This window comes from Kitasatospora sp. NPDC096128, from assembly GCF_040303105.1.
Lineage (GTDB): Bacteria > Actinomycetota > Actinomycetes > Streptomycetales > Streptomycetaceae > Kitasatospora.
In genome coordinates this window covers 95,910-118,544 of record NZ_JBEOSP010000014.1, presented here as the reverse complement: position 1 = coordinate 118,544, position 22,635 = coordinate 95,910, and the positions used below count along the sequence as shown (strand labels likewise).

The following is a 22,635-nucleotide window of genomic DNA, read 5'->3' as shown; positions in this document are numbered from 1 at the left end:
GACGAGGAGCCACCCGGTGCCCGAGCTGCCCCCTCCGATCACCGTCGTCGGGATCGGGGCCGACGGCTGGCCCGGACTCGCCGCCACCTCCCGGACCGCGCTGCAGTCCGCCGAGGTCGTCATCGGCGGTCCCCGGCAGCTGGAACTGCTCCCCCGGGACGCCGTCCCCGCCGAGCGCCTCCCCTGGCCGTCCCCGCTGCGCCCGGCCGTCCCCGGGCTGATCGCCGACCACGCCGGACGCCGCATCGCCGTGCTGGCCAGTGGCGACCCGATGTTCTTCGGCATCGGCCGCACCCTCGCCGAGGTCGTCGGCGCCGAACGGCTGCGCGTCCTGCCGCACCCCTCCTCCGTCTCCTACGCCTGCGCCCGGCTCGGCTGGCCGCTGGAGGCCACCGAGGTGGTCAGCCTGGTCGGCCGTCCGCCGGCCACCCTCGCGCTCGCCCTCCACCCGGGCCGCCGCCTGCTGGTGCTCAGCGCCGACGCCGCCACCCCGGCCACCGTCGCCGCGCTGCTCACCGAGCACGGCTTCGGCACCGCCCGGCTGCGCGTGCTGGAGCAGCTCGGCGACACCGCCCGCGAACGGGAGCTCGACGGCCGGGCCGACGACTGGCCGCACCCGCCCGGCGACCCGCTGAACCTGATCGCCGTCGAACTCGGCGAGGGTCCGCGCAGCTCGCTCGTGCCCGGCCTGCCCGACACCGCGTACGCGAGCGACGGCCAGCTCACCAAGCGGCACGTCCGCGCCGCCACCCTGGCCACTCTCGCCCCCTCCCCCGGCGAACTGCTCTGGGACGTCGGCGGCGGCTCCGGCTCGATCGCCATCGAGTGGCTGCGCGCCCACCGCGACTGCCGGGCCGTCAGCATCGAGCGCGACCCGGTCCGGGCCGAGCGGATCGAGCACAACGCCGCCGCGCTGGGCGTGCCCCGGCTCCGGGTGGTGACCGGCCGCGCCCCCGAGGCACTCACCGAACTCCCCGTCCCCGACGCCGTGTTCATCGGCGGCGGCCTCACCGCCCCCGGCCTGCTGGACAGTTGCTGGGCCGCCCTGCGCCCCGGCGGCCGACTGGTCGCCAACACCGTGACACTGGAGTCCGAGGCGCTGCTCACCGAGTGGTACCGGCGCCACGGAGGCGAGTTGGTCAAACTGGCCGTCGCCCACGCCGTCCCGGTCGGCGGCTTCACCGGGTGGCGGCAGGCCATGCCGGTCACCCAGTGGTCCGCCGTCAAGCCCGAAACCCCCCAGGAGGACGCCTCGTGACCGTCTACTTCATCGGAGCCGGCCCGGGCGCCGCCGACCTGATCACCCTGCGCGGCCAACGCGTCCTGGCCCGCGCCGAGGTCTGCCTCTACGCCGGCAGCCTCGTCCCGCGCGAGCTGCTGGACGAGTGCCCGCCCGGCGCCCGCCTGGTCGACACCGCCCAGCTCAACCTGGACCAGATCATCGCCGAGCTGGTCGCCGCGCACGAGGCGGGCCGGGACGTGGCCCGACTGCACTCCGGCGACCCGTCCGTCTTCTCCGCCGTCGCCGAGCAGATGCGCCGACTGGACGCGGCCGGCGTGCCGTACGAGGTGGTCCCCGGGGTGCCGGCCTTCGCCGCCGCCGCGGCCGCGCTCAAGCGGGAGTTGACGGTGCCGACCGTCGGCCAGACCGTCATCCTCACCCGGATCGCCAAGCGCGCCACCCCGATGCCGGAGGGCGAGGACCTCGCCACCCTCGGCCGCAGCGGCGCCCTGCTGGTGCTGCACCTGGCCGCCGGCTACGTGGACGACGTGGTCGATCAGCTGCTCCCGCACTACGGCGCCGACTGCCCCGCCGCCGTGGTCGCGATGGCCAGCCGCCCCGACGAGCTGGTGCTGCGCGGCACGCTGGCCGACATCGCCGGGCAGGTCAAGGAGGCGGGCGTGGTGCGCACCGCCGTCATCCTCGTCGGCCGCACGCTCGCCGCCGAGCAGTTCCGCGACAGCCACCTCTACTCCGCGGACCGCGAGCGGCCGCACGAGCCCTGCGGCGCATGACCCCCGACGGCCGTACCCGCGCACCCGCCCACGTGCTGATCCTCGGCGGGACGACCGAGGGGCGGACGCTGGCCGCCGCGCTGGACGGCCGGCCGGGCCTGCGGGTCACCAGTTCGCTGGCCGGGCGGGTCGCGCAGCCCCGGCTGCCCGTCGGGCAGGTGCGGATCGGCGGCTTCGGCGGCCCGGACGGGCTCGCCGCCTGGCTGCGCGCCGAGGCGGTGGACGCCGTGGTCGACGCCACCCACCCCTTCGCCGCCGGGATGTCGCACAACGCCGCCCTCGCGGCCGCCGCCACCGGTGTGCCGCTGCTGGTGCTGCGCCGCCCCGGCTTCGCGCCCGTCCCCGGGGACCGCTGGCACCCCGTCCCCTCACTGGCGGCCGCGGCCGCGCTGCTGCCGGGGCTCGGTCGGCGGGTCTTCCTCAGCTCCGGCCGCCAGGGCATCGCCGCCTTCGCCCACCTGGACGGGCTGCACTTCCTGGCCCGCTCGGTGGACCCGCCGGAGCCGCCGCTGCCGCCCTCGCTCGAAGTCCTGCTGGACCGCGGCCCGTTCACCCTCGACGGCGAGCGGGCGCTGCTGCGCGAGCACCGGATCGACGTGGTCGTGACCAAGGACAGCGGGGGCGCCGCGACCGCGCCCAAGCTCACCGCCGCCCGCGAACTCGGCCTGCCCGTGGTCGTGGTGGAGCGCCCGCCGGTGCCGGAGGGCGTGCCGGTCGCAGCGGACGTGCCGGGCGCGGCGCGCTGGTTGGATCAGTTGGGGTAGCACTCGCCCGCAGAATAATATCGGCCGGACGCTCAGGCCATGAGGCACGATGGCCCGATGACCAATACTCAGCCCACCGCCACCCCGCGCACCACCACCCTGCAGACGGCCGACGAACGGGCCACCCTGGCCAGCTTCCTGGACTTCCAGCGGGACACCCTGGCGCTGAAGTGCGCCGGCCTGACCACCGAGCAGCTGCGCACCCGGGTCCTGGCACCCTCCGGGCTCTCCCTGCTCGGGCTGGTCCGCCACCTCGCCGAGGTGGAGCGCAGCTGGTTCCGCAACGTCCTCGCCGGCGAAGGCCGGCCCGGCTTCTGGATGCATCCCGACGGCAGCTTCGCCGAGTTCGACGTGGAGACCGCCGACCCGGCGGAGGCCTTCGCCGCCTGGCGCCGCGAGTGCGACCACGCCCGGGAACTCGTCGCCGCCGCAGAGTCGTTGGACGTCCTGGGCCACCACGGCGAGGAGGTGTTCTCGCTGCGCTGGATCCTCACCCACATGATCGAGGAGTACGCCCGCCACAACGGCCACGCCGACCTGCTGCGCGAGCACCTCGACGGCAGCACGGGCGAGTAGCCGCACCGGCGGGCCGGCGGAACCGGACGGGGCGATCCGGGCGGTCCGGCTGATCCGGGAGCGGCGGTCGCCCTGGGCACTGAACAACCCGGTGTTCGTGGAGTACCTGAACACCGGGTTGGACGTGGCGATCCTGCTGACCGGACTCAACGAGCCGGGCCGGTCGGCAGGGTGATGGGCCGTCAGATGTCGCGGAAGGTCTCGATCTGGGCGCCGATCGAGTTGAGGCGCTCGGCGAGGTCCTCGTAACCGCGGTTGATGACATAGACGTTGCGCAGGACGGAGGTGCCCTGGGCGGCGAGCATCGCGAGCAGGATGACCACGGCCGGGCGCAGTGCGGGCGGGCACACCATCTCGGCGGCGCGCCAGCGGGTCGGGCCCTGGACCAGCACGCGGTGCGGGTCGAGCAGCTTGACGTCCGCGCCGAGCCGAGTCAGCTCGGTGAGGTAGATCGCGCGGTTGTCGTAGACCCAGTCGTGGATCATCGTGGTGCCGTGCGCGGCCGCGGCGATGGCGGCGAAGAACGGCACGTTGTCGATGTTGATGCCGGGGAACGGCATCGGGTGGATGGTGTCGATCGGCGCGTTCAGCTTGGAGGGGCGCACGGTGAGGTCGACCAACCGGGTGTGGCCGTTGTGGGCCCGGTACTCCGGGGTCCGGTCGTAGTCGAGGCCCATGTCCTCCAGCACCGCGAGCTCGATCTCCAGGAACTCGATCGGCACCCGGCGGATCGTCAGCTCGGAGGAGGTGACGACGGCGGCGGCGAGCAGGCTCATCGCCTCCACCGGGTCCTCGGCGGGGGTGTAGTCGACGTCGCAGGTGATCTGCGGGACGCCGTGGACGGTGAGGGTGGTGGTGCCGATGCCCTCGATCCGGACGCCCAGCTTCTCCAGGAAGAAGCAGAGGTCCTGGACCATGTAGTTGGGCGAGGCGTTGCGGATGACGCTGACGCCGTCGTGCCGCGCGGCGGCCAGCAGGGCGTTCTCGGTGACGGTGTCCCCGCGCTCGGTCAGCACGATCGGACGGTCCAGCGGGGTGCCCGGCTCGACCGAGGCGTGGTAGGCACCGCCGGTGGTGGCGACCTCCAGGCCGAAGCGGCGCAGCGCGGTCAGGTGCGGCTGGACGGTGCGGGTGCCGAGGTCGCAGCCGCCGGCGTACGGGATGGCGAAGCGCTGGGCGCGGTGCATCAGCGGGCCGAGGAACATCAGCACGCTGCGGGTGCGGCGGGCGGCCTCGACGTCCATCGCGGCGAGGTCGAGCTCGGCCGGCGGGGTGAGTTCGAGGTCGCGGCCGTCGTTCAGCCAGCGGCTCTTGACGCCGATGCTGGTGAGCACCTCGAGGATTCGGTAGACCTCCTCGATCCGGGCGACGCTGCGGATCGTGGTGCGGCCGGTGGTCAGCAGCGAGGCGCAGAGGATCGCGACGCAGGCGTTCTTGCTGCTGCGGACCTCGATGGCACCGGAGAGGCGGGTTCCGCCGGTGACCCGCAGGTGCATCGGACCGGAGTAGCCGAGGGAGACGATCTCGCTGTTGAGGGCGTCGCCGATGCGCGCGATCATCTCAAGGCTGACGTTCTGCTTGCCCTGCTCGATGCGGTTGACCGCGCTCTGGCTGGTGCCGAGCGCCTCGCCGAGCTGCGCCTGGGACCAGCCGCGGTGCTGGCGCGCGGTACGGATGAGGGTGCCGATACGGGTGAGGTAGTCGCCTGTCACTCGGCAGACCATATCTCATGGTTGAGATGGCACCAGAACCACGAGCGGGCGCGGCGTCACTTTTGTCCGTTTCTCGCCCCGTATGAGCCCTGGATCTTCACATCACCGCACGATAGTTCTGAGGTACCGCTGCCCGGGTGAGCCAGCGGGCGAGCCAGTCGAGTTGACGCCGCTCAGGCTCCGAGCGGTTCCGCCCGGCCGACGACGGTGCCCGCGCGGTCGATGCAGATGACGTCCACCGCGACCGGCGAGCCGCGCAGCACCCCGAGCGCCGTCGCCCGGGCCGCCTCGGCGACCAGGTCCCCCAGCGGCACCCCGGCCGCCCGGCACAACTGCACCGCCTCCAGGCCGGTGTTGGCCGCCGCCACCGCCGCGGCCAGCTCCTCGTCCGCCCCGCCCCGCCGGGCCAGCTCGGCCAGGTAGCCCTTGTCCACCTGGGAGCGCGCCGAGTGCAGGTCGAGGTGCCCGTGGGCGAGCTTGGACAGCTTGGCGAAGCCGCCCGCGATGGTCAGCCGCGGCACCGGGTGGCGCTTGAGGTACTTGAGGACGGCCCCGGCGAAGTCGCCCATGTCGAGCAGCGCGTCCTCGGGCAGTCCGTGCACCGCGACCGCGACCTTCTCCGAGGTCGAACCCGTGCAGCCCGCCACATGGGTGCGCCCGGCCGCCCGCGCCACGTCGACGCCGCGGCGGATCGAGTCGATCCAGGCCGAGCAGGAGTAGGGGACGACGATCCCGGTGGTGCCCAGGATGGACAACCCGCCCAGGATGCCGAGTCGGGGGTTCCAGGTCGAACGGGCGATCTCCGCGCCGTGGTCGACCGAGACCTCGACCACCACGTCCCCGCTGCCGCCGTGCGCCGCCGCCACCTCGGCCACGGCGTCGCGGATCATCTGCCGGGGCACCGGATTGATCGCGGGCTCGCCGACCGCCAGCGGCAGGCCGGCCTTGGTGACCGTGCCGACCCCGGGGCCGGCCCGGAACACCACGCCGGCGCCCGGTTCGCCGAGCCGCACGGTCGCGCGGATCAGGGCGCCGTGGGTCACGTCGGGGTCGTCGCCGGCGTCCTTGACCACCCCGGCCATGGCGGCGGTCGGCTGCCCGGCGGTCGGCCACCCGGCAGTGTTCGACTCCCCGGCGGTCGACTCCCCGGCGAAGATCAGCTCCTCGGCGGCGAGGGCGAAGGCGGGCTGCTGGCCCTTGGGGAGGGTGACGGTCACCGGGTCCGGGAACTCGCCGGTGAGCAGCGCCGTGTACGCGGCCTTGGTGGCGGCGGTGGCACAGGCGCCCGTCGTCCAACCGTGCCGCAGGCCGCTGCTCCTCAGCTGGCCGGCCCGGCCTCCCGCCCCGGCTCCCGCTGCGGCCACCTGCGCCTCGCTTCCGCACTTCCGATCACGCCCGCCCCGGCCACCCCGGCCGGACCAGCCGATTCTCCCCCATCGGCCCGGCCGCGCGGCGCCCGGGGCGGGGGCGCGACCGAGGACGGGCGGGCTCGCGGCCGGGCTCGCGGCGGGAGCGGGGCGCCTCCCGGCGTTCTCGAATTGTTCTTCGCACGGGTCTCGCTCCGTGCGACTACCGGCGAGTAATCTGTCGCTCCGTTATTTAGCGGGTTCATGACGCGGCCCGGCGACCGGGGCATCCGGCCGGGCCGCCAGTATGTGGGGGTTTCTGTGGCAGGCATGAGACGTCGCACGTTCCTGACCGGCACCTCGGTGGCCGCCGCCTGGTCGGCCCTGTCCCTGGGCGGCGCGCAGTTCGCCTCGGCCGCCGGTCGGGAGCGGGCACTGGCGACCACGGCCGCGCGGGCCGTCAACGTCGCCGGGACCACCTTGGAGCAGGTGGCCACGCCGACCGGCACCGGTTCCTACAAGCGCCTGACGGCCGGGCCGGGATGGCCGCTCATGGTACGCGGGGACCTCGCGGCGCCGGGCTCCGGTCGGGACGACCGCCGTACCGGGCTGGCCAGCTTCGTCCAGTTCAGCGACCTGCACCTGGTGGACACCGAGTCCCCGGTGCGCTTCGAGTTCCTGGCCAAGTTCAACGACAGCGCCTACCGGCCGCAGGAGGCCCTGAACGCCCGCGGCGTCTCGGCCCTCGTCGAGCGGGTCAACTCGCTCGACGGCGGCCCCTACACCGGGATGCCGTTCAGCCTGGTGATGGCCACCGGTGACAACACCGACAACCACGAGCTGGCCGAACTCGACTGGTACCTCACCGTCATGGGCGGTGGGCGGATGGCCCAGAACACCGGCGACCCGACCCGCTACGAGGGTGTGCAGAACTCCGGCAACTCGGCCTTCTGGAACCCCGAACTCGCCTACGACGACGTCTACAAGGCGAAGGGCTTCCCGCAGGTGCCCGGCTTCCTGTCCGCGGCCGGCCGGCCCTTCGACGCCCCGGGCCTGAACACCCCCTGGTACACCACGGTCGGCAACCACGACGACAGCATCGAGGGCTCGCTGCCGGACTTCGGGCTGCTCAACGAGCTCTACACGGGCGGGCTCAAGCTGGAGGGCTGCGACGACGCGACCGCCGCCCAGCTGATGGACTCGCTGCGGCGCGACCCGGCGGGCGCCGTCCTGCTGCTCGGCAAGCTGCTCGCGAACGGCGAGGCGGTGCGCCGGGTCACCCCGGACGAGCGCCGGCACCCGTTCACGCTCAAGCAGTTCGCCAAGGCCCACCTGGACCCGGCCGTCACCGGCGCCGGCCCGTACGGGCACGGCTTCACCTCGGACATGGTGAGCAGCGGCAAGCTCTACTACACCTTCCGGATCTCGGAGAAGGTCCTCGGCATCAGCCTGGACACCACCAACCAGGCCGGGTTCGCCGACGGTTCGCTGGGTACCGCTCAACTGCGCTGGCTGGAGCAGCAGTTGAAGAACCACAGCGGGCACTGGTACGACACCAACGGGAACCGGGTCAACGGCGGCAGCACCGACGACCTGATCCTCGTGTTCAGCCACCACACCAGCGGCTCGATGGGCAACCTGCTGCCCGACCCGCGCAACGTCTTCGAGAAGCGGCACGACGGCAACGAGCTGGTCACCCTGCTGCAGCGGTACCCGAACGTGGTCGGCTGGGTGAACGGACACACCCACATGAACAAGATCACGGCACACGGCCACGCGGTGCCGGAGCGGGCGTTCTGGGAGATCAACACCGCCTCGCACATCGACTACCCGCAGCACGGGCGGATCATCGAGATCGCGGACAACGGGGACGGCACGCTGTCGCTGTTCACCACGCTGATCGAGTCCTCCGCGCCGTACGCCACGGACTTCGGCAGCACCTCGGACACCAACCTGGCCTCGCTGTACCGCGAGCTGGCGTACAACGATCCCAACGGGCGGGTCTCGGCCCTGCTGGGCGCCGGGGAGGACCACAACACCGAGCTGCTGATCGCCAAGCCGACCCGGTGACGGCCGGCGGGCGGGGTGACGGCTGACGAATGACAGATAACAGCTGACAGATTTCATCATCTGTCAGCTGTTATCTGTTCGCTGTTATCTGTTCGCCGACATCCGCCGGCGATCAGTCGTCGGCCGTCACGCCTCCGGGTACCGCCGGGGCGTCCAGACGACCTCCAGCTCGCCGCCCCGCTCGACCGCCTGGGTCTGCGAGGAGCCGATCAGCAGGATGGTCCGCATGTCGACCAGCGCCGGGTCCAGCTCGCCCAGCCGGACGATCCGGATCCGCTCGGTCGGCCCGCCGACGTCGCGGGCCATCACCACCGGGGTCTCCGGAGCCCGGTACTCCAACAGCAGGTCCCGGGTCAGACCGACCTGGGTGGTGCGGGACTTCGAGCCCGGGTTGTACAGCGCGAGCACCAGGTCCGCCTCGGCCGCGGCGCGCAGCCGCTTCGCCACCACGTCCCAGGGCTTGAGCCGGTCCGACAGCGAGACCACCGCGTAGTCGTGCCCGAGCGGGGCGCCGGCCCGGGAGGCGGCCGCGTGCGCGGCGGTCATCCCGGGGACGATCCGCACCGGCACGTCCCGGTAGTCCGCTTCGCAGGCGACCTCCAGCACGGCGGTGGCCATCGCGAACACCCCCGGGTCGCCCGAGGAGACCACGCAGACCCGGTGCCCGCGCCGGGCCAGGTCCAGGGCGAACTCGGCGCGCTCCGACTCGACCTTGTTGTCCGAGCCGTGCCGCCGCTGCCCCGGCCGCTCGGGCACCCGGTCCAGGTAGGTGGTGTAGCCGACCAGGTCGGTGGCCTCGGCCAGGGCGCCGCGCGCCTCCGGGGTGAGCCAGAGCGGACCGGCCGGCCCGGTGCCGACCACGGTCACGCTGCCGACTCCGTTCGAGAGCCGTACGGCCGGCTCCAGCGGCGCGACCTTGCTCGGCAGCACCGCGACGGAGAAGTAGGGGACGCTCTCCCCGTCGACCTCGGCGAGCGGGGCGATCCGCTCCCCCTCCATGAAGGCGCGCTCGACGTACTGGGCGTCCTCCAGCCGGCCCGCCCGCTCCAGCGCCCGCCGGACGGTCGGGAAGGTGCGGCCCAGCTTCATGATCACCGCGGAGTCGGCGGAGGCGATCCGCGCCGTGAGCTCCTCCTCGGACAGCGTGCCCGGGATGACGGTGAGGGTCTCCTCGGCCTCGGTCAGCGGCTGCCCGAGCCGGGCAGCGGCCGCGCTGACCGAGGTCACGCCGGGCACCACCTCGGTCGGGTAGCGGTGCGCGAGGCGCTTGTGCATGTGCTGGTAGGAGCCGTAGAACAGCGGGTCGCCCTCGGCCAGTACGACCACGTCGCGCCCGGCGTCCAGGTGGGCGGCCAGCCGGGCGGCGGCGGCCTCGTAGAACTCGTCCAACGCGCCCCGGTAGCCGCCCGGGTGGTCGGTGGTCTCGACGGTGAGCGGGTAGACCAGTTTCTCCTCGATCTGACCGCCCGTCAGGTAGCGCTCCGCGATCGAGCGCGCGATGGAACGGCCGTGCCGGGCGCTGTGGTAGGCCACCACGTCGGCCTTGCCGATGAGTTCGGCCGCGCGGACGGTCACCAGCGAGGGGTCGCCCGGGCCGAGCCCGACGCCGTACAGCCGACCGACGCCCTCGGGGCCATCGACTATCTGACGATCAGTCACTCTACTTCGCTCGCAATCGCGTTGATGGCGGCGGCGGCGATCGCGCTGCCACCGCGCCGACCGCGCACCACCAAGTGCTCCAGGCCGGAGGGGTGTTCGGCAAGGGCCTGCTTGGACTCGGCGGCACCGATGAAGCCGACCGGGACGCCGATCACCGCGGCCGGGCGCGGTGCGCCCGCCTCGATCATCTCCAGCAGCCGGAACAGCGAGGTCGGCGCGTTGCCGACGGCCACCACCGCGCCCTCCAGCCGGGGCAGCCACAGCTCCATGGCCGCCGCGCTGCGGGTGTTGCCCATGGCGCGGGCCAGCTCGGGCACCGACGGGTCGGTGAGGGTGCAGATCACCTCGTTGTCGGCGGGCAGCCGCTTGCGGGTGACCCCGCTAGCCACCATGTTGACGTCGCACAGGATCGGCGCACCGGCGCGCAGCGCAGCGCGCGCCGAGGCGACCACGCCGGGCGAGTACACCAGGTCCTCGACCAGATCGGTCATCCCGCAGGCGTGGATCATCCGCACCGCGACCTGGGAGACGTCCGCCGGGAGGGCGGCCAGATCGGCCTCCGCGCGGATGGTGGCAAAGGACTGGCGGTAGATGGACGCGCCGTCCTTCTCGTACTCGATCACTTCGTGGTCCTCCTGGCCTCGACGACCGCCGCGGCCATCTCCTCGTTCGTCACATCCACCGGAACGCCCGCGGGGGTGCCCGCGGTCGCGGCCGGCCCGTTCACCGTCACCCGGTAGCCCTGCCCCGTGGCGAGCACGTCCACCCACTGCCCGGCCGGGTGGCCGCAGCGGCGTTCGCAACCCGACCAGTGGACGGGCAGTCCGCCACCCCGGGGCGCCGACGCCCCGCCGTCCAGCGCCCGGGCCGCGTCGGCCCGCACGTCGGCCAGCGACTTGGCGCAGCCCGGCAGCCCGGTGCAGGCGCTGGCCCGCTCCCAGGCCGAGCCGGGTTCGGTCCGGAACCCGGCCGCCGCCAGCGCCGGCAGCCGGTCGGCCGGCGCACCGGGCAGCACCGCGCCCCGCCAGGGGGTCAGCCGCAGCTCGCCGGCCGAGGCGGCGACCAGCGCGCGCCACTGCGCCCCGCTCGCCCGCCCGAAGCGCAGGCCCACCGAGAGCCCGCCGGGCAGCGCCCCGATCGGGGCGGCGACGGCGGTCCCGGCGAACCCGGGCAGCGGTACGGTGCCGGCCGGCAGCAGTTCGGGCACCTCGCGCAGGTGCCAGGCCGCGCGGCCGGCGCCGCGCAGCGCGTCCAGGAAGGCACGGGCCGCGTCCAGCACGGCCGTCACCTCCTGCCCGGCCTCGACCGGATGCCCGTGGTCGCCCCGGCCGAGCCGCAGCAGGGCGGGGCCGCGCGGAGCTGCGATCAATGTCACATCGGCGTCGAGCGCGGCGACGTCGCCCCGCCCGTCGTCCAGCGCGAACAGGAACTTGCCGGAGAGCCCGGCCGCCCAGTCGTTCGCGCACAGCCGTGCGTCCAGTTCCCGTACCCAGGCCTGCACATCGGCGGTCCCGGCCGCGTCCAGCCCGGCCAGCGGCGAGGCGACGATGTTGCGCACCCGCTCGTGGGTGTCCGAGGGCAGCAGTCCGACGGCGCGCAGCCGGTCGGCGAGTTCGGCCCCGCAGTCCGGCGCCAGGCCGCGGAGTTGGACGTTGCCGCGCGAGGTGGTCTCCAACTCCCCGTCGCCCAGGGCCTCCGCGGCCTCGGCCAGGGCCAGCGCCTGACGGTCCGTCAGCAGACCTCCGGGCAGCCGGACCCGGGCGAGCCCGCCGTCGTCGGCGGTGTGCAGGCGGAGCGCGCCGGGGCAGGCGTCGGCGTGCCCCCGGTCGGGCACGGCGGCGCCCGGCGCGGTGGCGTCGGGTGTCGGTGGCATGGCGGCGAGCATACAGATGATCCGATCGCTTGCCTCCGTCCGCTGCATCACACCCCGCGGCACGTCCGGCAGCACGGCGGGGGCCCACCCGGGCCCCCGTCCGGCACCCGTGAGCACCGTGCGCCCGTCCGTGCGCCGGGCGACAGCCCGTCCGTGCGCCGGGCGGCAGGCCGTCCGCGCGCCGGGCCGGGCGGAGCTGGCCCTCCCCCAGGTCAGCCGCACCCCGTACGATGCAGGCGGACGGTCCCCAGCGGGCCGTCCGACGCCAGCGACGGCGCAGGGGAGGAAACCGGTGCAAGCCCGGTGCGGTCCCGCCACTGTGATCGCGGCTCACCGGGAGACCGGTCGGCCGCGGGAGCCAGGAACTCCCGCCGTCCTCCACCGGCCCGGGGCGCGGACCCCGAGGAAGGCAGAAATGCACCAGCGCTGTCGCATGCCCGCGCCCGTTCCACCGGCCACCACCGCGGCCGACCCGGCCACCACCGCGGCCATCCTGGCCACCGAAGAGGCCGGGAGGGCCTTCGCATGATCCTGCTGCTGTCGACGTCCGACACCGACCTGCTCAGCGCCCGCGCCGCGACCGGACCGGTCCCGTACCGGCTCGGCAACCCGGCCCGGCTGACCCCCGAGGACCTGCCCGCACTGCTGGAGGGCACCGAACTGGTCGTGGTCCGGCTGCTCGGCGGTCGCCGCGCCTGGCAGGAGGGCCTGGACGCACTGCTGGCCGGCCCCCGCCCGGTGGTCGTGCTGACCGGTGAACAGGCCCCCGACGCCCAGTTGATGGAGCTGTCCACCGTCCCGGCCGGCATCGCCGCCGAGGCGCACGCCTACCTCGCCCACGGCGGCGCCGCCAACCTGGCCGAGCTGGGCGCCTTCCTCTCCGACACCGTGCTGCTCACCGGCCACGGCTTCGCCCCGCCCGCCTCCGCCCCGGCCTGGGGCCCGCTGGAGCGCGAAGCCCGTACGAGTGACGGCCCCACCGTCGCGGTGCTCTACTACCGCGCCCACCACATGAGCGGCAACACCGCCTTCGTGGAGACGCTCTGCCGGGCCGTCGAGGACCAGGGCGCCCGGGCGAAGGCCTACTACTGCGCCTCGCTGCGCGGCGCCGAGCCCGAGCTGCTGGCCGCGCTCGGCGAGGCCGACGCGATCGTCACCACGGTGCTCGCCGCCGGCGGCACCCGCCCGGCCGACGCCCAGGCCGGCGGCGACGAGGAGGCCTGGGACGCCGGTGCGCTCGCCGCCCTCGACCGCCCGATCCTCCAGGCGCTCTGCCTGACCTGGTCGCGCGCCCAGTGGGAGGCCAGCGACGACGGCCTGTCCCCGCTGGACACCGCCACCCAGATCGCGGTGCCCGAGTTCGACGGCCGCCTGATCAGCGTCCCGTTCTCCTTCAAGGAGCTGGACGAGGACGGCCTGACCGTCTACGCCGCCGACCCGGAGCGCGCCGCCCGCGTCGCCGGCACCGCCGTCCGCCACGCCCGGCTGCGGCACGTCCCGGCCGCCGAGCGCCGCCTCGCCCTGGTGCTGTCCGCCTACCCGACCAAGCACTCCCGGGTCGGCAACGCCGTCGGCCTGGACACCCCGGCCAGCGCGATGCGCCTGCTGGAGCGGCTGCGCGCGGAGGGCATGGACCTCGGCTCCGAGCTGCCCGGCTTCAACGCCGCCACCGACGGCGGTGAGGACGACGGTCATGAGGGCGACGCGCTGATCCACGCGTTGATCGCGGCCGGCGGCTACGACCAGGACTGGCTCACCGAGGACCAGTTGGCCCGCAACCCGGTCCGCATCCCCGCCGCCGACTACCGCCGCTGGTACGCCACCCTCCCGCAGGGCCTGCGCGAACAGGTCGAGCAGCACTGGGGCCCGGCCCCCGGCGAGCTGTACGTGGACCGATCGCAGAACCCGGACGGCGACATCGTGCTCGCCGCGATCCGCTCCGGGAACCTGCTGGTGCTCATCCAGCCGCCGCGCGGCTTCGGCGAGAACCCGGTCGCGATCTACCACGACCCGGACCTGCCGCCCAGCCACCACTACCTGGCCGCCTACCGCTGGATCCAGGCCACCCAGGAGGACGGCGGCTTCGGCGCCCACGCCGTCATCCACCTCGGCAAGCACGGCAACCTGGAGTGGCTGCCCGGCAAGACCGCCGCGCTGTCCGCCGAGTGCGGCCCGGACGCCGTCCTCGGCGACCTCCCGCTGATCTACCCCTTCCTGGTCAACGACCCGGGCGAGGGCACCCAGGCCAAGCGCCGCGCCCACGCCACCCTCGTCGACCACCTCGTCCCGCCGATGGCCCGCGCCGACTCCTACGGCGACATCGCGCGCCTGGAGCAACTGCTCGACGAGCACTCCAACATCGCCGCGATGGACCCGGCCAAGCTGCCCGCGATCCGTGCCCAGATCTGGACCCTGATCCAGGCCGCCAAGCTCGACCACGACCTCGGCCTGGACGAGCGCCCCGAGGACGACGGCTTCGACGACTTCCTGCTGCACGTCGACGGCTGGCTGTGCGAGGTCAAGGACGCCCAGATCCGGGACGGCCTGCACGTCCTCGGCCAGGCCCCGGCCGGCACCGACCGGGTCAACATCGTGCTCGCCATCCTGCGCGCCCGGCAGATCTGGGGCGGCGTCAGCGCGCTGCCCGGCCTGCGCGAGGCCCTCGGCCTGGACGAGGCGGCCCTCACCCTCGGCGCCACCGACGCGGCCGAGGCCCAGGCCCGTGCCCTGGTCGAGGCCATGGAGGCGCAGGACTGGGCCCCCGAGGCGGTGGAGAAGGTCGCCGCCGAGCTGCCCGAGGCCGTCCAGGAGCCCGTCCGCGCGGTGCTGACCTTCGCCGCCACCCAGGTGGTGCCGCGGCTGGCCGCCACCACCGACGAGCTGGACGCCGTACTGCACGCGCTCCAGGGCGGCTTCGTCCCGGCCGGCCCCTCCGGCTCGCCGCTGCGCGGCCTGGTCAACGTGCTGCCGACCGGCCGCAACTTCTACTCCGTCGACCCGAAGGCCGTCCCCAGCAAGCTCGCCTGGGAGACCGGCCAGGCGCTCGCGAGCTCGCTGGTCGAGCGCTACCGGGCCGACAACGACGGTGCCTTCCCGCCCTCGGTCGGACTCTCGCTCTGGGGCACCAGCGCGATGCGCACCGCCGGCGACGACATCGCCGAGGCCTTCGCCCTGCTCGGCGTCCGGCCGGTCTGGGACGACGCCTCCCGCCGGGTCACCGGCCTGGAGCCGATCCCGCTCGACGAGCTCGGCCGCCCGCGCATCGACGTCACGCTGCGCATCTCCGGCTTCTTCCGGGACGCCTTCCCGCACGTGGTCGCCCTCCTGGACGACGCGGTGCGCCTGGCCGCCGCCCAGGAGGAGCCGGCGGCGGACAACTTCGTCCGCGCCCACGTCCAGGCCGACCTCGCGGTGCACGGAGACGAGCGCAAGGCCACCGTCCGCGTCTTCGGCTCCCGCCCGGGCACGTACGGCGCGGGCCTGCTCCAGCTGATCGACAGCCGGGACTGGCGCACCGACGCCGACCTCGCCGAGGTCTACACCGTCTGGGGCGGCTACGCGTACGGCCGCGGCCTGGACGGGCGCCCGGCGCGCGAGGAGATGGAGACCGCGTACAAGCGGATCACCGTCGCCGCGAAGAACACCGACACCCGCGAGCACGACATCGCCGACTCGGACGACTACTTCCAGTACCACGGCGGCATGGTGGCCACCGTGCGCGCCCTCACCGGCAAGGCCCCGACCGCCTACATCGGCGACTCGACCCGCCCGGAGACGGTCCGCACCCGCACCCTGACCGAGGAGGCCGCCCGCGTCTTCCGCGCCCGGGTGGTCAACCCGCGCTGGATCGAGGCGATGCGCCGCCACGGCTACAAGGGCGCCTTCGAGATGGCCGCGACGGTCGACTACCTGTTCGGCTACGACGCCACGACGGGCGTGGTCGCGGACTGGATGTACGAGAAGCTGACCCAGGAGTACGTCCTCGACCCGGTCAACCGCGAGTTCCTGGCGGGCGCCAACCCGTGGGCGCTGCACGGGATCAGCGAGCGCCTGCTGGAGGCGGCGAGCCGCGGGCTGTGGGAGCAGCCGGACCCGCAGCTGATCGAGCAGTTGCAGGCCGCGTTCCTGGAGACCGAGGGCGACCTGGAGGGTGACGAGGGCTGACGCCCTCCGCCCGGTCGGCGGCCGGCCGCGCTCCTCCGGGGGGGCGCGGCCGGCCGCCGTCGGGTCGGGGCTCCTCCGGCTGTCGGAGGCGCGGTCGGCTACCGCCGTGCCGGGGGGGTGCGGCAGGCCGCTGTTGAGTACGGTATCGGTCCATTTGTTCCAATGACCGGCACCGTTCCGAGGACCGGCGTCAACCGCGCGTGCCGCCATCTGGCACCGGCCGTCGCCCGAGCGGACAATACGGGGCATGCCGCGCCGCACCGCTCCCGCCAGTCCAGCCCAGAGCACGGCCCCGACGGACGAACGGGAGCCGCACGCACCGCACCGGTACCGGGCGCGGCTCGCCGCGCTGGCGGCCGGGGCCGTACCGGTGGTGGCGTTCCCGGCGCCGGGACAGGCCTGGCTCGCCTGGGTCGCACTCGTCCCCGGACTGGCACTCGCCCAGCGGGCACCGTCGGGGCGGGAGGCGGCGGTGCGCGGGTGGTGGTTCGGGGCGGGGTTCATCCTCACCGCGATGTACTGGCTGGTCCCCTCCGTCGGACCGGCGCTGCCGGTGCTCGCCGTGCTGTTCGGGATGCTGCAGGCACCGGTCGGGTACGCGGCGCACCGCCTGCTGCGCCCACCGCTGACCACCCGGCGGGCGCTGCTCGCCCTGCTGGTCGTCCCCGCGGTGTGGGTGAGCACCGAGTACGCGCGCTCCTGGCACGCGCTCGGCGGGCCGTGGGCGCTGCTCGGCGCCACCCAGTGGCAGCACCCGGCGATCCTCGGACTCGCCTCGGCGGGCGGGATCTGGCTGGTCAGCGCCGCGGTGGCGGCCGTCAACACCGGGGTACTGATCATCCTGACGACGGTGCCCCGACGGCCCCGGGCGGTCGCGGCGCTGGTGACCGCCCTGGTACTGGCCGCCGGTCCGCTGCTGTTCGCGCTGCGCCCGGCACCGGTCGGAGCCGGGGCGGTCACGGTGGCGCTCGTCCAGCCCGGCATCGTCGAGGACCCGCAGGCCCGCTTCGACGCGAGCGCCCGGGCCACCGCCGGCCTGGTCGGGCAGCCGGTCGACCTGGTGGTCTGGGGCGAGAGCAGCACCACCGCCGACCTCGACCACGACCCGGCCGCCCTGGACACGCTGCGCCGACTCGCCGTCACCACCGGCGCCGAAGTGATGGCCGGGGAGGACGCCCGCAAGGCGGACGGGCGGATCTCCAAGGACGCGGTGCTGGTCTCCCCGGCGGGGGTGGTGGACCGCTACCGCAAGATCCGGCTGGTGCCCTTCGGCGAGTACATCCCGCTCCGGCCCCTCCTCGGCTGGATCGCCGGGGTCAGCCGGGCCGCGGGCGAGAACCGGGCCCCCGGCACCGCCTTCCACGTGCTGCCGGCCACCGACCGCTCGGGCCGGCCGCTGCCGGTCGGCGCCCTGATCTGCTTCGAGTCGGCCTTCCCGGACATGGCGCGCACCGCCGCCCGGGACGGCGCCCGGGTGCTGGTCTACCAGTCCTCCACCTCGACCTTCCAGCACACCTGGGCACCCGAGCAGCACGTCGCGCTGGCCGCGATCCGGGCCTCCGAGACCGGGCGCCCGGCCGTCCAGGCCTCGCTGACCGGGGTCTCCGCCGCCTTCGACGCCCAGGGCCGGCAGCTCGCCCGGCTCGGCACCGACTCCACCGGCGCGCTGACCGTACGGCTGCCGCTCACCGCGCCCGGGACGCTGACCTGGTACGACCGGATCGGCGACGTGGTGCCGCTGGGCGCGCTGCTGGTCACGGCCGGCGCGGGGGCGGCGGCCTGGCGCTCGCGCTCCGCCCGGCGGCGCGCATCCGCAGGTGGGCCGGACGCTCAGACCTCCGCGCCGTCGCGGTAGATCCCGAACGCGGCGCCCTGGGCGTCGCGCAGGACGGCGATCCGCCGGCCGCCCGGCATCGAGTAGGCCGGCAGCATCACCTCCGCGCCCATGGCGACCGCCCGGCCGACCGTGTTGTCGACGTCGCCGACCGCGAAGTACGGCAGCCAGTGCGGCGGCACCTGGGGCGGGAAGCGGTCGTCCATCACCAGCATCCCGCCGAAGTCCCGGCCGTCCAGGCCCCACTGGGTGTAGTGCTCGGACGACGCGACGGACCAGCCGAAGACCGCCGGGTAGAAGGCCCTCGCTCCGGACGCGTCCCGGGTGGCCAGTTCCACCCAGCCCAGTGAGCCGGGCTCGTTGAACACCCCGGCACCCGCGAAGGCCCGGGCCTGCCAGAGGATGAAGACCGCGCCGGACGGATCGGCGGCCACCGAGAAGCGGCCGAGGTCGGACACGTCGGTGGGCTCCTTGCGGACCGCTCCGCCGGCCGCCTTGATCCTCGCCGCGGCGGCTTCGGCGTCCGCGACCGCGAAGGCGACCGTCCAGGCCGTCGGCTGCTGCGGGGCGTACCGCGGGGTGACGGCGGCGGCCGGGGCCGCGCCGAGGAACATCTGGGTGTAGTCGGCGTCCTCGGGTCGGACCTCGCTGTCGGGGCGCCAGCCGAACAGTTCGGCGTAGAACGTCCGCGCGGCGGCCGGGTCGTCGGTGCCCAGCTCGACCCAGCAGGGGGCGTTGGTGGTGACGGAGGTCTGCTTCATGGCTCTCGGCTCTTGACTCTCAGGGGCGGGATCGCGGGGACCGGGCTCTCGGGCGGTGCCGCGGCACGGATTCGATGAAGCATCAGATTGCTTGTTCCTCAGGAGACTTCGAGGACGACCTTGCCGCGGGCGTGCCCGGACTCCACCTCGGCGAGCGCCTCGCCGGCGCGGCCGAGCGGGTAGCGGGCGGTGACCCGGGGGTCGAGGTCGCCGGCGGCGACCAGGGCGGCGAGGGCGGCCAGGGTCTCGGAGGTGGTCGAGCGGGTGACGTACCGGCCGCCGAGCTCGGCGGCGGTGGCCGGGTCCACGGTGCTGACCAGCTCGGTACGGTCGGCGCGGACACCGGCCACCGCCCGCAGGGCGTCGCCGCCGACCAGGTCGAGGATGCCGTCGACGCCGCCGGGGGCGGCCTGGGCGATCCGCTCGGCGACACCGTCGCCGTAGCGGATCTGCGTCGCGCCGAGGGACTCCACGTACGACCGGTTGGTGTCGCTCGCGGTGCCGAGCACGATCAGGCCCTGACTGCGGGCGATCTGGGCGGCCGCGCTGCCGACACCGCCGGCGATGCCGAGGATCAGCAGCGTACGCCCGGCGCCGAGGGCGAGTTGGCGCAGCGCGTCGTCGGCGGTGGCGACCGAGACGCACAGCACGGCGGCCAGGCCGAAGCCGACGGCCTCGGGTTTGAGGGCGCTCAACTCGGCGCGCAGCAGAGTCTGTTCGGCGAAGGCCCCGGCGGCGGCGAGGCCGAACACCTCGTCGCCCGGGGTGAAACCGGTGACCCCGGGGCCGATCCGCTGCACCACGCCGGCGGCCTCCTGGCCCATGACGGCCGGGAGTTGGCGTTCGCGGCCGAGCAGGCCCCGGCGGATCTTCCAGTCCACGGGGTTGACCCCGGCGGTCCGGACGGTGACCGCCAGTTGGCCCGGACCGGGGTCGAGCACCGGGCGGTCGAGGAACTCCTGGGTCTCCGGTCCGCCGTAGTCGACGAAGCCGAATGCCTTGGCCATCGGTGATCCCACTCCTCGGGTAGCGGCCTGCGCGGCCCCTGCCCCCCGCCCCAGCATGCGGGGCGCGGCGGGGCGGGGCGGGCGCTGGTGGGCCGAACGGGGGTGGGCGGAAAAAGGCAGCTGACAGATAACAGCTTTCAGATTTCGAAATCTGTTATCTGTCAGCTGTTATCTGTTCGCTGTCATCTGTTCGCTGTCATCTGTCAGCCGTCAGTGCCGCACGGCCCGCGCCACCGGGAGCCAGAGCTCCGCCTCCGCGTCGCCCGTCCCCGGAATGAACCGGGTCTTCAGGATCTCCGGGCCCGGCCGGGTCTCGTACGGGTTGGACGGGAACCACTGACTGGCCGTGTCCCCCCACATCTCCTGGAGCGCCTGCGGGAACGGCCCGGTGTTGGTGAACACCGCCCACGTCCCGGCCGGGACGCGCAGGACGTCCAGGTCGTCCGGGACGGCGACATCCTCCCTCGCCACCACCGCGTGCCAGTAGTCGAGCTCGGAGCCCTCCTCCCGGTTCGGCGAGAGGTAGTCGGTCACCGAAACGATGCCGAGCGGGTCCTTCACCGTCAGGGCGTTGATCCGCTCGACGGTCTCCGTGCCGAGCCCCCGGATGAACTCGGCGATGTGCGGATTGACCCCCTGGAAGATCAGGGGGACCCGTGCCTTCTTGCCGACGATCCGGAAGTCCGGCTTCTCGATGATCCGGTACTGCATGCTGCTGCTTCCCTCCACGATGAGTCGGAAGGACATCCGGGGCTGGGAGACGAGCGTCGCCCCCTCGCGCCGGGCCTCGCCGGGCCCGACCCCGTGCATCGCCCGGAACGCCCGGGCGAACGCCTCCCCCGAGGTGTAGCCGCAGCTGACCGCGATGTCGAGCAGCGTCCGCCCGCCGTCGAGGACTTCGGCCCCGGCGACGGTCAGCCGCCGACGCCGGACGTAGTCCGACAGCGGCATCCCGGCGAGCATCGAGAACAGCCGCCGGAAGTGGTACTCCGACGTCATCGCGATCCGCGCCAGCTCGGCCACGTCGATCTCCTGGTCCAGGCTCCGTTCGATGTGCTCCATCGCCCGGTTCAGGTGCTCCAGCACTCCGACCCCGTCCTTCCCTTACTGATCACCACCGTAGGAAGGACCCACCCTGCCGCACCCGACGATCGGTGCCCGCTCCGGTCGGGTACCGATCGCCGGGCGACCGGCCCCGGCCGGCCGTGACCAGGGCTCAGACCAGGCCCTGGGCCAGCATCGCGTCCGCGACCAGTTCGAAGCCCGCGATGTTCGCGCCCACCACGTAGTCGCCCGGGTGCCCGTAGCGCTCGGCAGTGGTGAAGCAGGAGTCGTGGATGTGCTTCATGATCCCGGCCAGCCGCTCCTCGGTGCGCTCGAAGGTCCAGGAGTCGCGCGAGGCGTTCTGCTGCATCTCCAGCGCGCTGGTCGCGACGCCGCCCGCGTTGGCCGCCTTGCCCGGGCCGAAGGCCACCCCGGCCTCCTGGAGGACCCGCACCGCCTCGGGGGTGGTGGGCATGTTGGCGCCCTCGGCGACGGCGAGCACCCCGTTGCGGACCAGGGCGAGCGCGTCGGCCTCGGTCAGCTCGTTCTGGGTGGCGCAGGGCAGCGCGACCTCGCCGGGCACGCTCCACACGCCCGGCCCCTCGACGAACCGCACGTGGCTGCCGCGCAGTTCGGCGTAGTCGGAGACCCGGCCGCGCCGCACCTCCTTGACCTCCTTGAGCAGGTCGAGGTCGATGCCCTTCTCGTCCACCACGTAGCCGGAGGAGTCGGAGCAGGTCAGCACGGTCGCGCCGAGCTGCTGGGCCTTCTCGATCGCGTACACGGCGACGTTGCCGGAGCCGGAGACGACCACCCGGCGCCCGTCCAGGCCCTCGCTGCGGCTGGCCAGCATCTCGGCGGTGAACAGCACGCAGCCGTAGCCGGTGGCCTCGGTGCGGACCTGCGCGCCGCCCCAGCCGAGGCCCTTGCCGGTGAGCACGCCCGCCTCGTAGCGGTTGGTGATCCGCTTGTACTGGCCGAACAGGTAGCCGATCTCCCGGCCGCCGACGCCGATGTCACCGGCCGGCACGTCGGTGTGCTCGCCGAGGTGGCGGTGCAGCTCGGTCATGAAGGACTGGCAGAACCGCATGATCTCGGCGTCCGACCGGCCCTTGGGGTCGAAGTCGGAGCCGCCCTTGCCGCCGCCGATCGCCAGCCCGGTGAGCGCGTTCTTGAAGATCTGCTCGAAGCCGAGGAACTTGACGATGCCGAGGTTCACCGAGGGGTGGAAGCGCAGGCCGCCCTTGTACGGGCCGAGGGCGCTGCTGAACTCCACCCGAAAGCCCCGGTTGACGTGGATGTCGCCGGAGTCGTCCGTCCACGGCACCCGGAACATCAGCTGCCGCTCGGGCTCGCAGATCCGCTCGATGATGCGGGCGTCGAGGAGTTCGGGGCGGTGGGCGAGCACCGGGGCGAGGGTCTCCAGCACCTCGTGGACGGCCTGGTGGAACTCCGTCTCGCCCTTGTTGCGGCGGACCACGTCCGCGTAGCGCGACTCGATCGCACGCTGTTCGGCGTCGAGGCGGGACCGGTCGGCGAAGGGGGTGGTGGCGCGGCTCGTGGGCATCTGATCAGGACCTTCCGTGGTCGTCGGTGGTCGTGCGCGAGGCGTTCCCGTGCCCAGGAAACGGGAGGAAGTGTCGCAGTGTCCACACCTCGGGTCCGGTCCGTTCCGCATGCTGGACCGCCGTACGGGAACAGTGGGGGCGGGTGGGGTGTTGTTCGCCTCCGTAGTCAAAGGGGTCACCGAAAGTAGGCAGTTGTTCAAATTGGAACAACCGAGTACGGTCGACATCCGACCCGACCGGA

General features: G+C 73.8%; 16 protein-coding genes and 1 riboswitch. Of the genes, 7 read left to right on the top strand and 9 right to left on the bottom strand.

What is annotated here, in order from left to right; translation table 11 throughout:
* Window positions 1–16 precede the first annotated feature (16 nt).
* Genes cbiE through ABTY61_RS17765 form a run of 4 tightly spaced genes read left to right on the top strand, consistent with a single transcriptional unit; the run spans window position 17 to window position 3,356 of the window.
* Complete coding sequence (gene cbiE, locus ABTY61_RS17780; protein ID WP_350505930.1) at window positions 17–1,258, top strand: precorrin-6y C5,15-methyltransferase (decarboxylating) subunit CbiE; 1,242 nt, start codon at window positions 17–19, stop codon at window positions 1,256–1,258.
* Entirely contained in the window at window positions 1,255–2,016 is a 762-nt protein-coding gene (gene cobM / locus ABTY61_RS17775; protein ID WP_350505929.1) for a precorrin-4 C(11)-methyltransferase, read from the top strand. Before cbiE ends, cobM begins: the two co-directional genes overlap by 4 nt.
* On the top strand, window positions 2,013–2,780 hold the full coding sequence (locus tag ABTY61_RS17770; protein WP_350505928.1) for a cobalt-precorrin-6A reductase: 768 nt from the start codon (window positions 2,013–2,015) through the stop codon (window positions 2,778–2,780). The genes cobM and ABTY61_RS17770 overlap by 4 nt, the downstream gene beginning before the upstream one ends.
* Before the next feature lie 57 nt (window positions 2,781–2,837).
* On the top strand, window positions 2,838–3,356 hold the full coding sequence (locus tag ABTY61_RS17765; protein ID WP_350505927.1) for a DinB family protein: 519 nt from the start codon (window positions 2,838–2,840) through the stop codon (window positions 3,354–3,356).
* Window positions 3,357–3,538: 182 nt separating this feature from the next.
* Here ABTY61_RS17765 and ABTY61_RS17755 read toward each other — a convergent pair whose 3' ends face one another.
* The gene (locus ABTY61_RS17755) at window positions 3,539–5,068 is read right to left on the bottom strand and encodes a UDP-N-acetylglucosamine 1-carboxyvinyltransferase (protein WP_350505926.1); all 1,530 of its coding nucleotides are present in this window, start codon (window positions 5,066–5,068) and stop codon (window positions 3,539–3,541) included.
* A gap of 173 nt (window positions 5,069–5,241) precedes the next feature.
* A complete protein-coding gene (locus ABTY61_RS17750) occupies window positions 5,242–6,432 on the bottom strand; it encodes a cobalt-precorrin-5B (C(1))-methyltransferase (protein ID WP_350505925.1) in 1,191 nt (396 codons plus the stop codon).
* 312 nt (window positions 6,433–6,744) lie between these two features.
* On the opposite strand from ABTY61_RS17750, the gene ABTY61_RS17745 reads away from it, so the two are divergent.
* Window positions 6,745–8,484: a TIGR03767 family metallophosphoesterase gene (locus ABTY61_RS17745; protein WP_350505924.1), complete on the top strand. Its 1,740-nt coding sequence runs from the start codon at window positions 6,745–6,747 to the stop codon at window positions 8,482–8,484.
* Between the two features lie 126 nt (window positions 8,485–8,610).
* Here the strand turns inward: ABTY61_RS17745 and ABTY61_RS17740 are convergent, their stop codons facing one another.
* The 3 genes from ABTY61_RS17740 to ABTY61_RS17730 are packed head-to-tail and all read right to left on the bottom strand — an operon-like array spanning window position 8,611 to window position 12,028.
* A complete protein-coding gene (locus ABTY61_RS17740) occupies window positions 8,611–10,143 on the bottom strand; it encodes a precorrin-2 C(20)-methyltransferase (RefSeq protein WP_350505923.1) in 1,533 nt (510 codons plus the stop codon).
* On the bottom strand, window positions 10,140–10,766 hold the full coding sequence (locus ABTY61_RS17735) for a precorrin-8X methylmutase (RefSeq protein WP_350505922.1): 627 nt from the start codon (window positions 10,764–10,766) through the stop codon (window positions 10,140–10,142). The genes ABTY61_RS17740 and ABTY61_RS17735 overlap by 4 nt, the downstream gene beginning before the upstream one ends.
* The gene (locus ABTY61_RS17730; RefSeq protein WP_502895344.1) at window positions 10,763–12,028 is read right to left on the bottom strand and encodes a ferredoxin-like domain-containing protein; all 1,266 of its coding nucleotides are present in this window, start codon (window positions 12,026–12,028) and stop codon (window positions 10,763–10,765) included. The genes ABTY61_RS17735 and ABTY61_RS17730 overlap by 4 nt, the downstream gene beginning before the upstream one ends.
* 270 nt (window positions 12,029–12,298) lie before the next feature.
* A riboswitch (cobalamin riboswitch) is annotated at window positions 12,299–12,384 on the top strand.
* Between the two features lie 157 nt (window positions 12,385–12,541).
* Between ABTY61_RS17730 and cobN the strand changes: the two genes are divergently transcribed.
* Entirely contained in the window at window positions 12,542–16,180 is a 3,639-nt protein-coding gene (cobN, locus tag ABTY61_RS17725) for a cobaltochelatase subunit CobN (protein ID WP_350505920.1), read from the top strand.
* 247 nt (window positions 16,181–16,427) lie between these two features.
* The gene (gene lnt, locus ABTY61_RS17720; RefSeq protein WP_350505919.1) at window positions 16,428–18,035 is read left to right on the top strand and encodes an apolipoprotein N-acyltransferase; all 1,608 of its coding nucleotides are present in this window, start codon (window positions 16,428–16,430) and stop codon (window positions 18,033–18,035) included.
* Here lnt and ABTY61_RS17715 read toward each other — a convergent pair.
* The 4 genes from ABTY61_RS17715 to gdhA all read right to left on the bottom strand — a co-directional run bounded on the left by ABTY61_RS17715 (window position 18,011) and on the right by gdhA (window position 22,393).
* Window positions 18,011–18,775 (bottom strand): VOC family protein, encoded by a 765-nt coding sequence (locus ABTY61_RS17715; RefSeq protein WP_350505918.1) that lies wholly within the window; start codon window positions 18,773–18,775, stop codon window positions 18,011–18,013. The two genes, lnt and ABTY61_RS17715, sit on opposite strands and share 25 nt — an antisense overlap.
* Before the next feature lie 98 nt (window positions 18,776–18,873).
* Window positions 18,874–19,782 carry an NADP-dependent oxidoreductase gene (locus ABTY61_RS17710; protein WP_350505917.1) on the bottom strand — a complete coding sequence of 303 codons (909 nt, stop codon included), beginning with the start codon at window positions 19,780–19,782 and terminating at the stop codon, window positions 18,874–18,876.
* A 210-nt stretch (window positions 19,783–19,992) separates the two neighbouring features.
* Window positions 19,993–20,868 carry an AraC family transcriptional regulator gene (locus ABTY61_RS17705; RefSeq protein ID WP_350505916.1) on the bottom strand — a complete coding sequence of 292 codons (876 nt, stop codon included), beginning with the start codon at window positions 20,866–20,868 and terminating at the stop codon, window positions 19,993–19,995.
* A gap of 130 nt (window positions 20,869–20,998) precedes the next feature.
* Window positions 20,999–22,393: an NADP-specific glutamate dehydrogenase gene (gene gdhA / locus ABTY61_RS17700; RefSeq protein ID WP_350505915.1), complete on the bottom strand. Its 1,395-nt coding sequence runs from the start codon at window positions 22,391–22,393 to the stop codon at window positions 20,999–21,001.
* Between the last annotated feature and the right edge of the window lie 242 nt (window positions 22,394–22,635).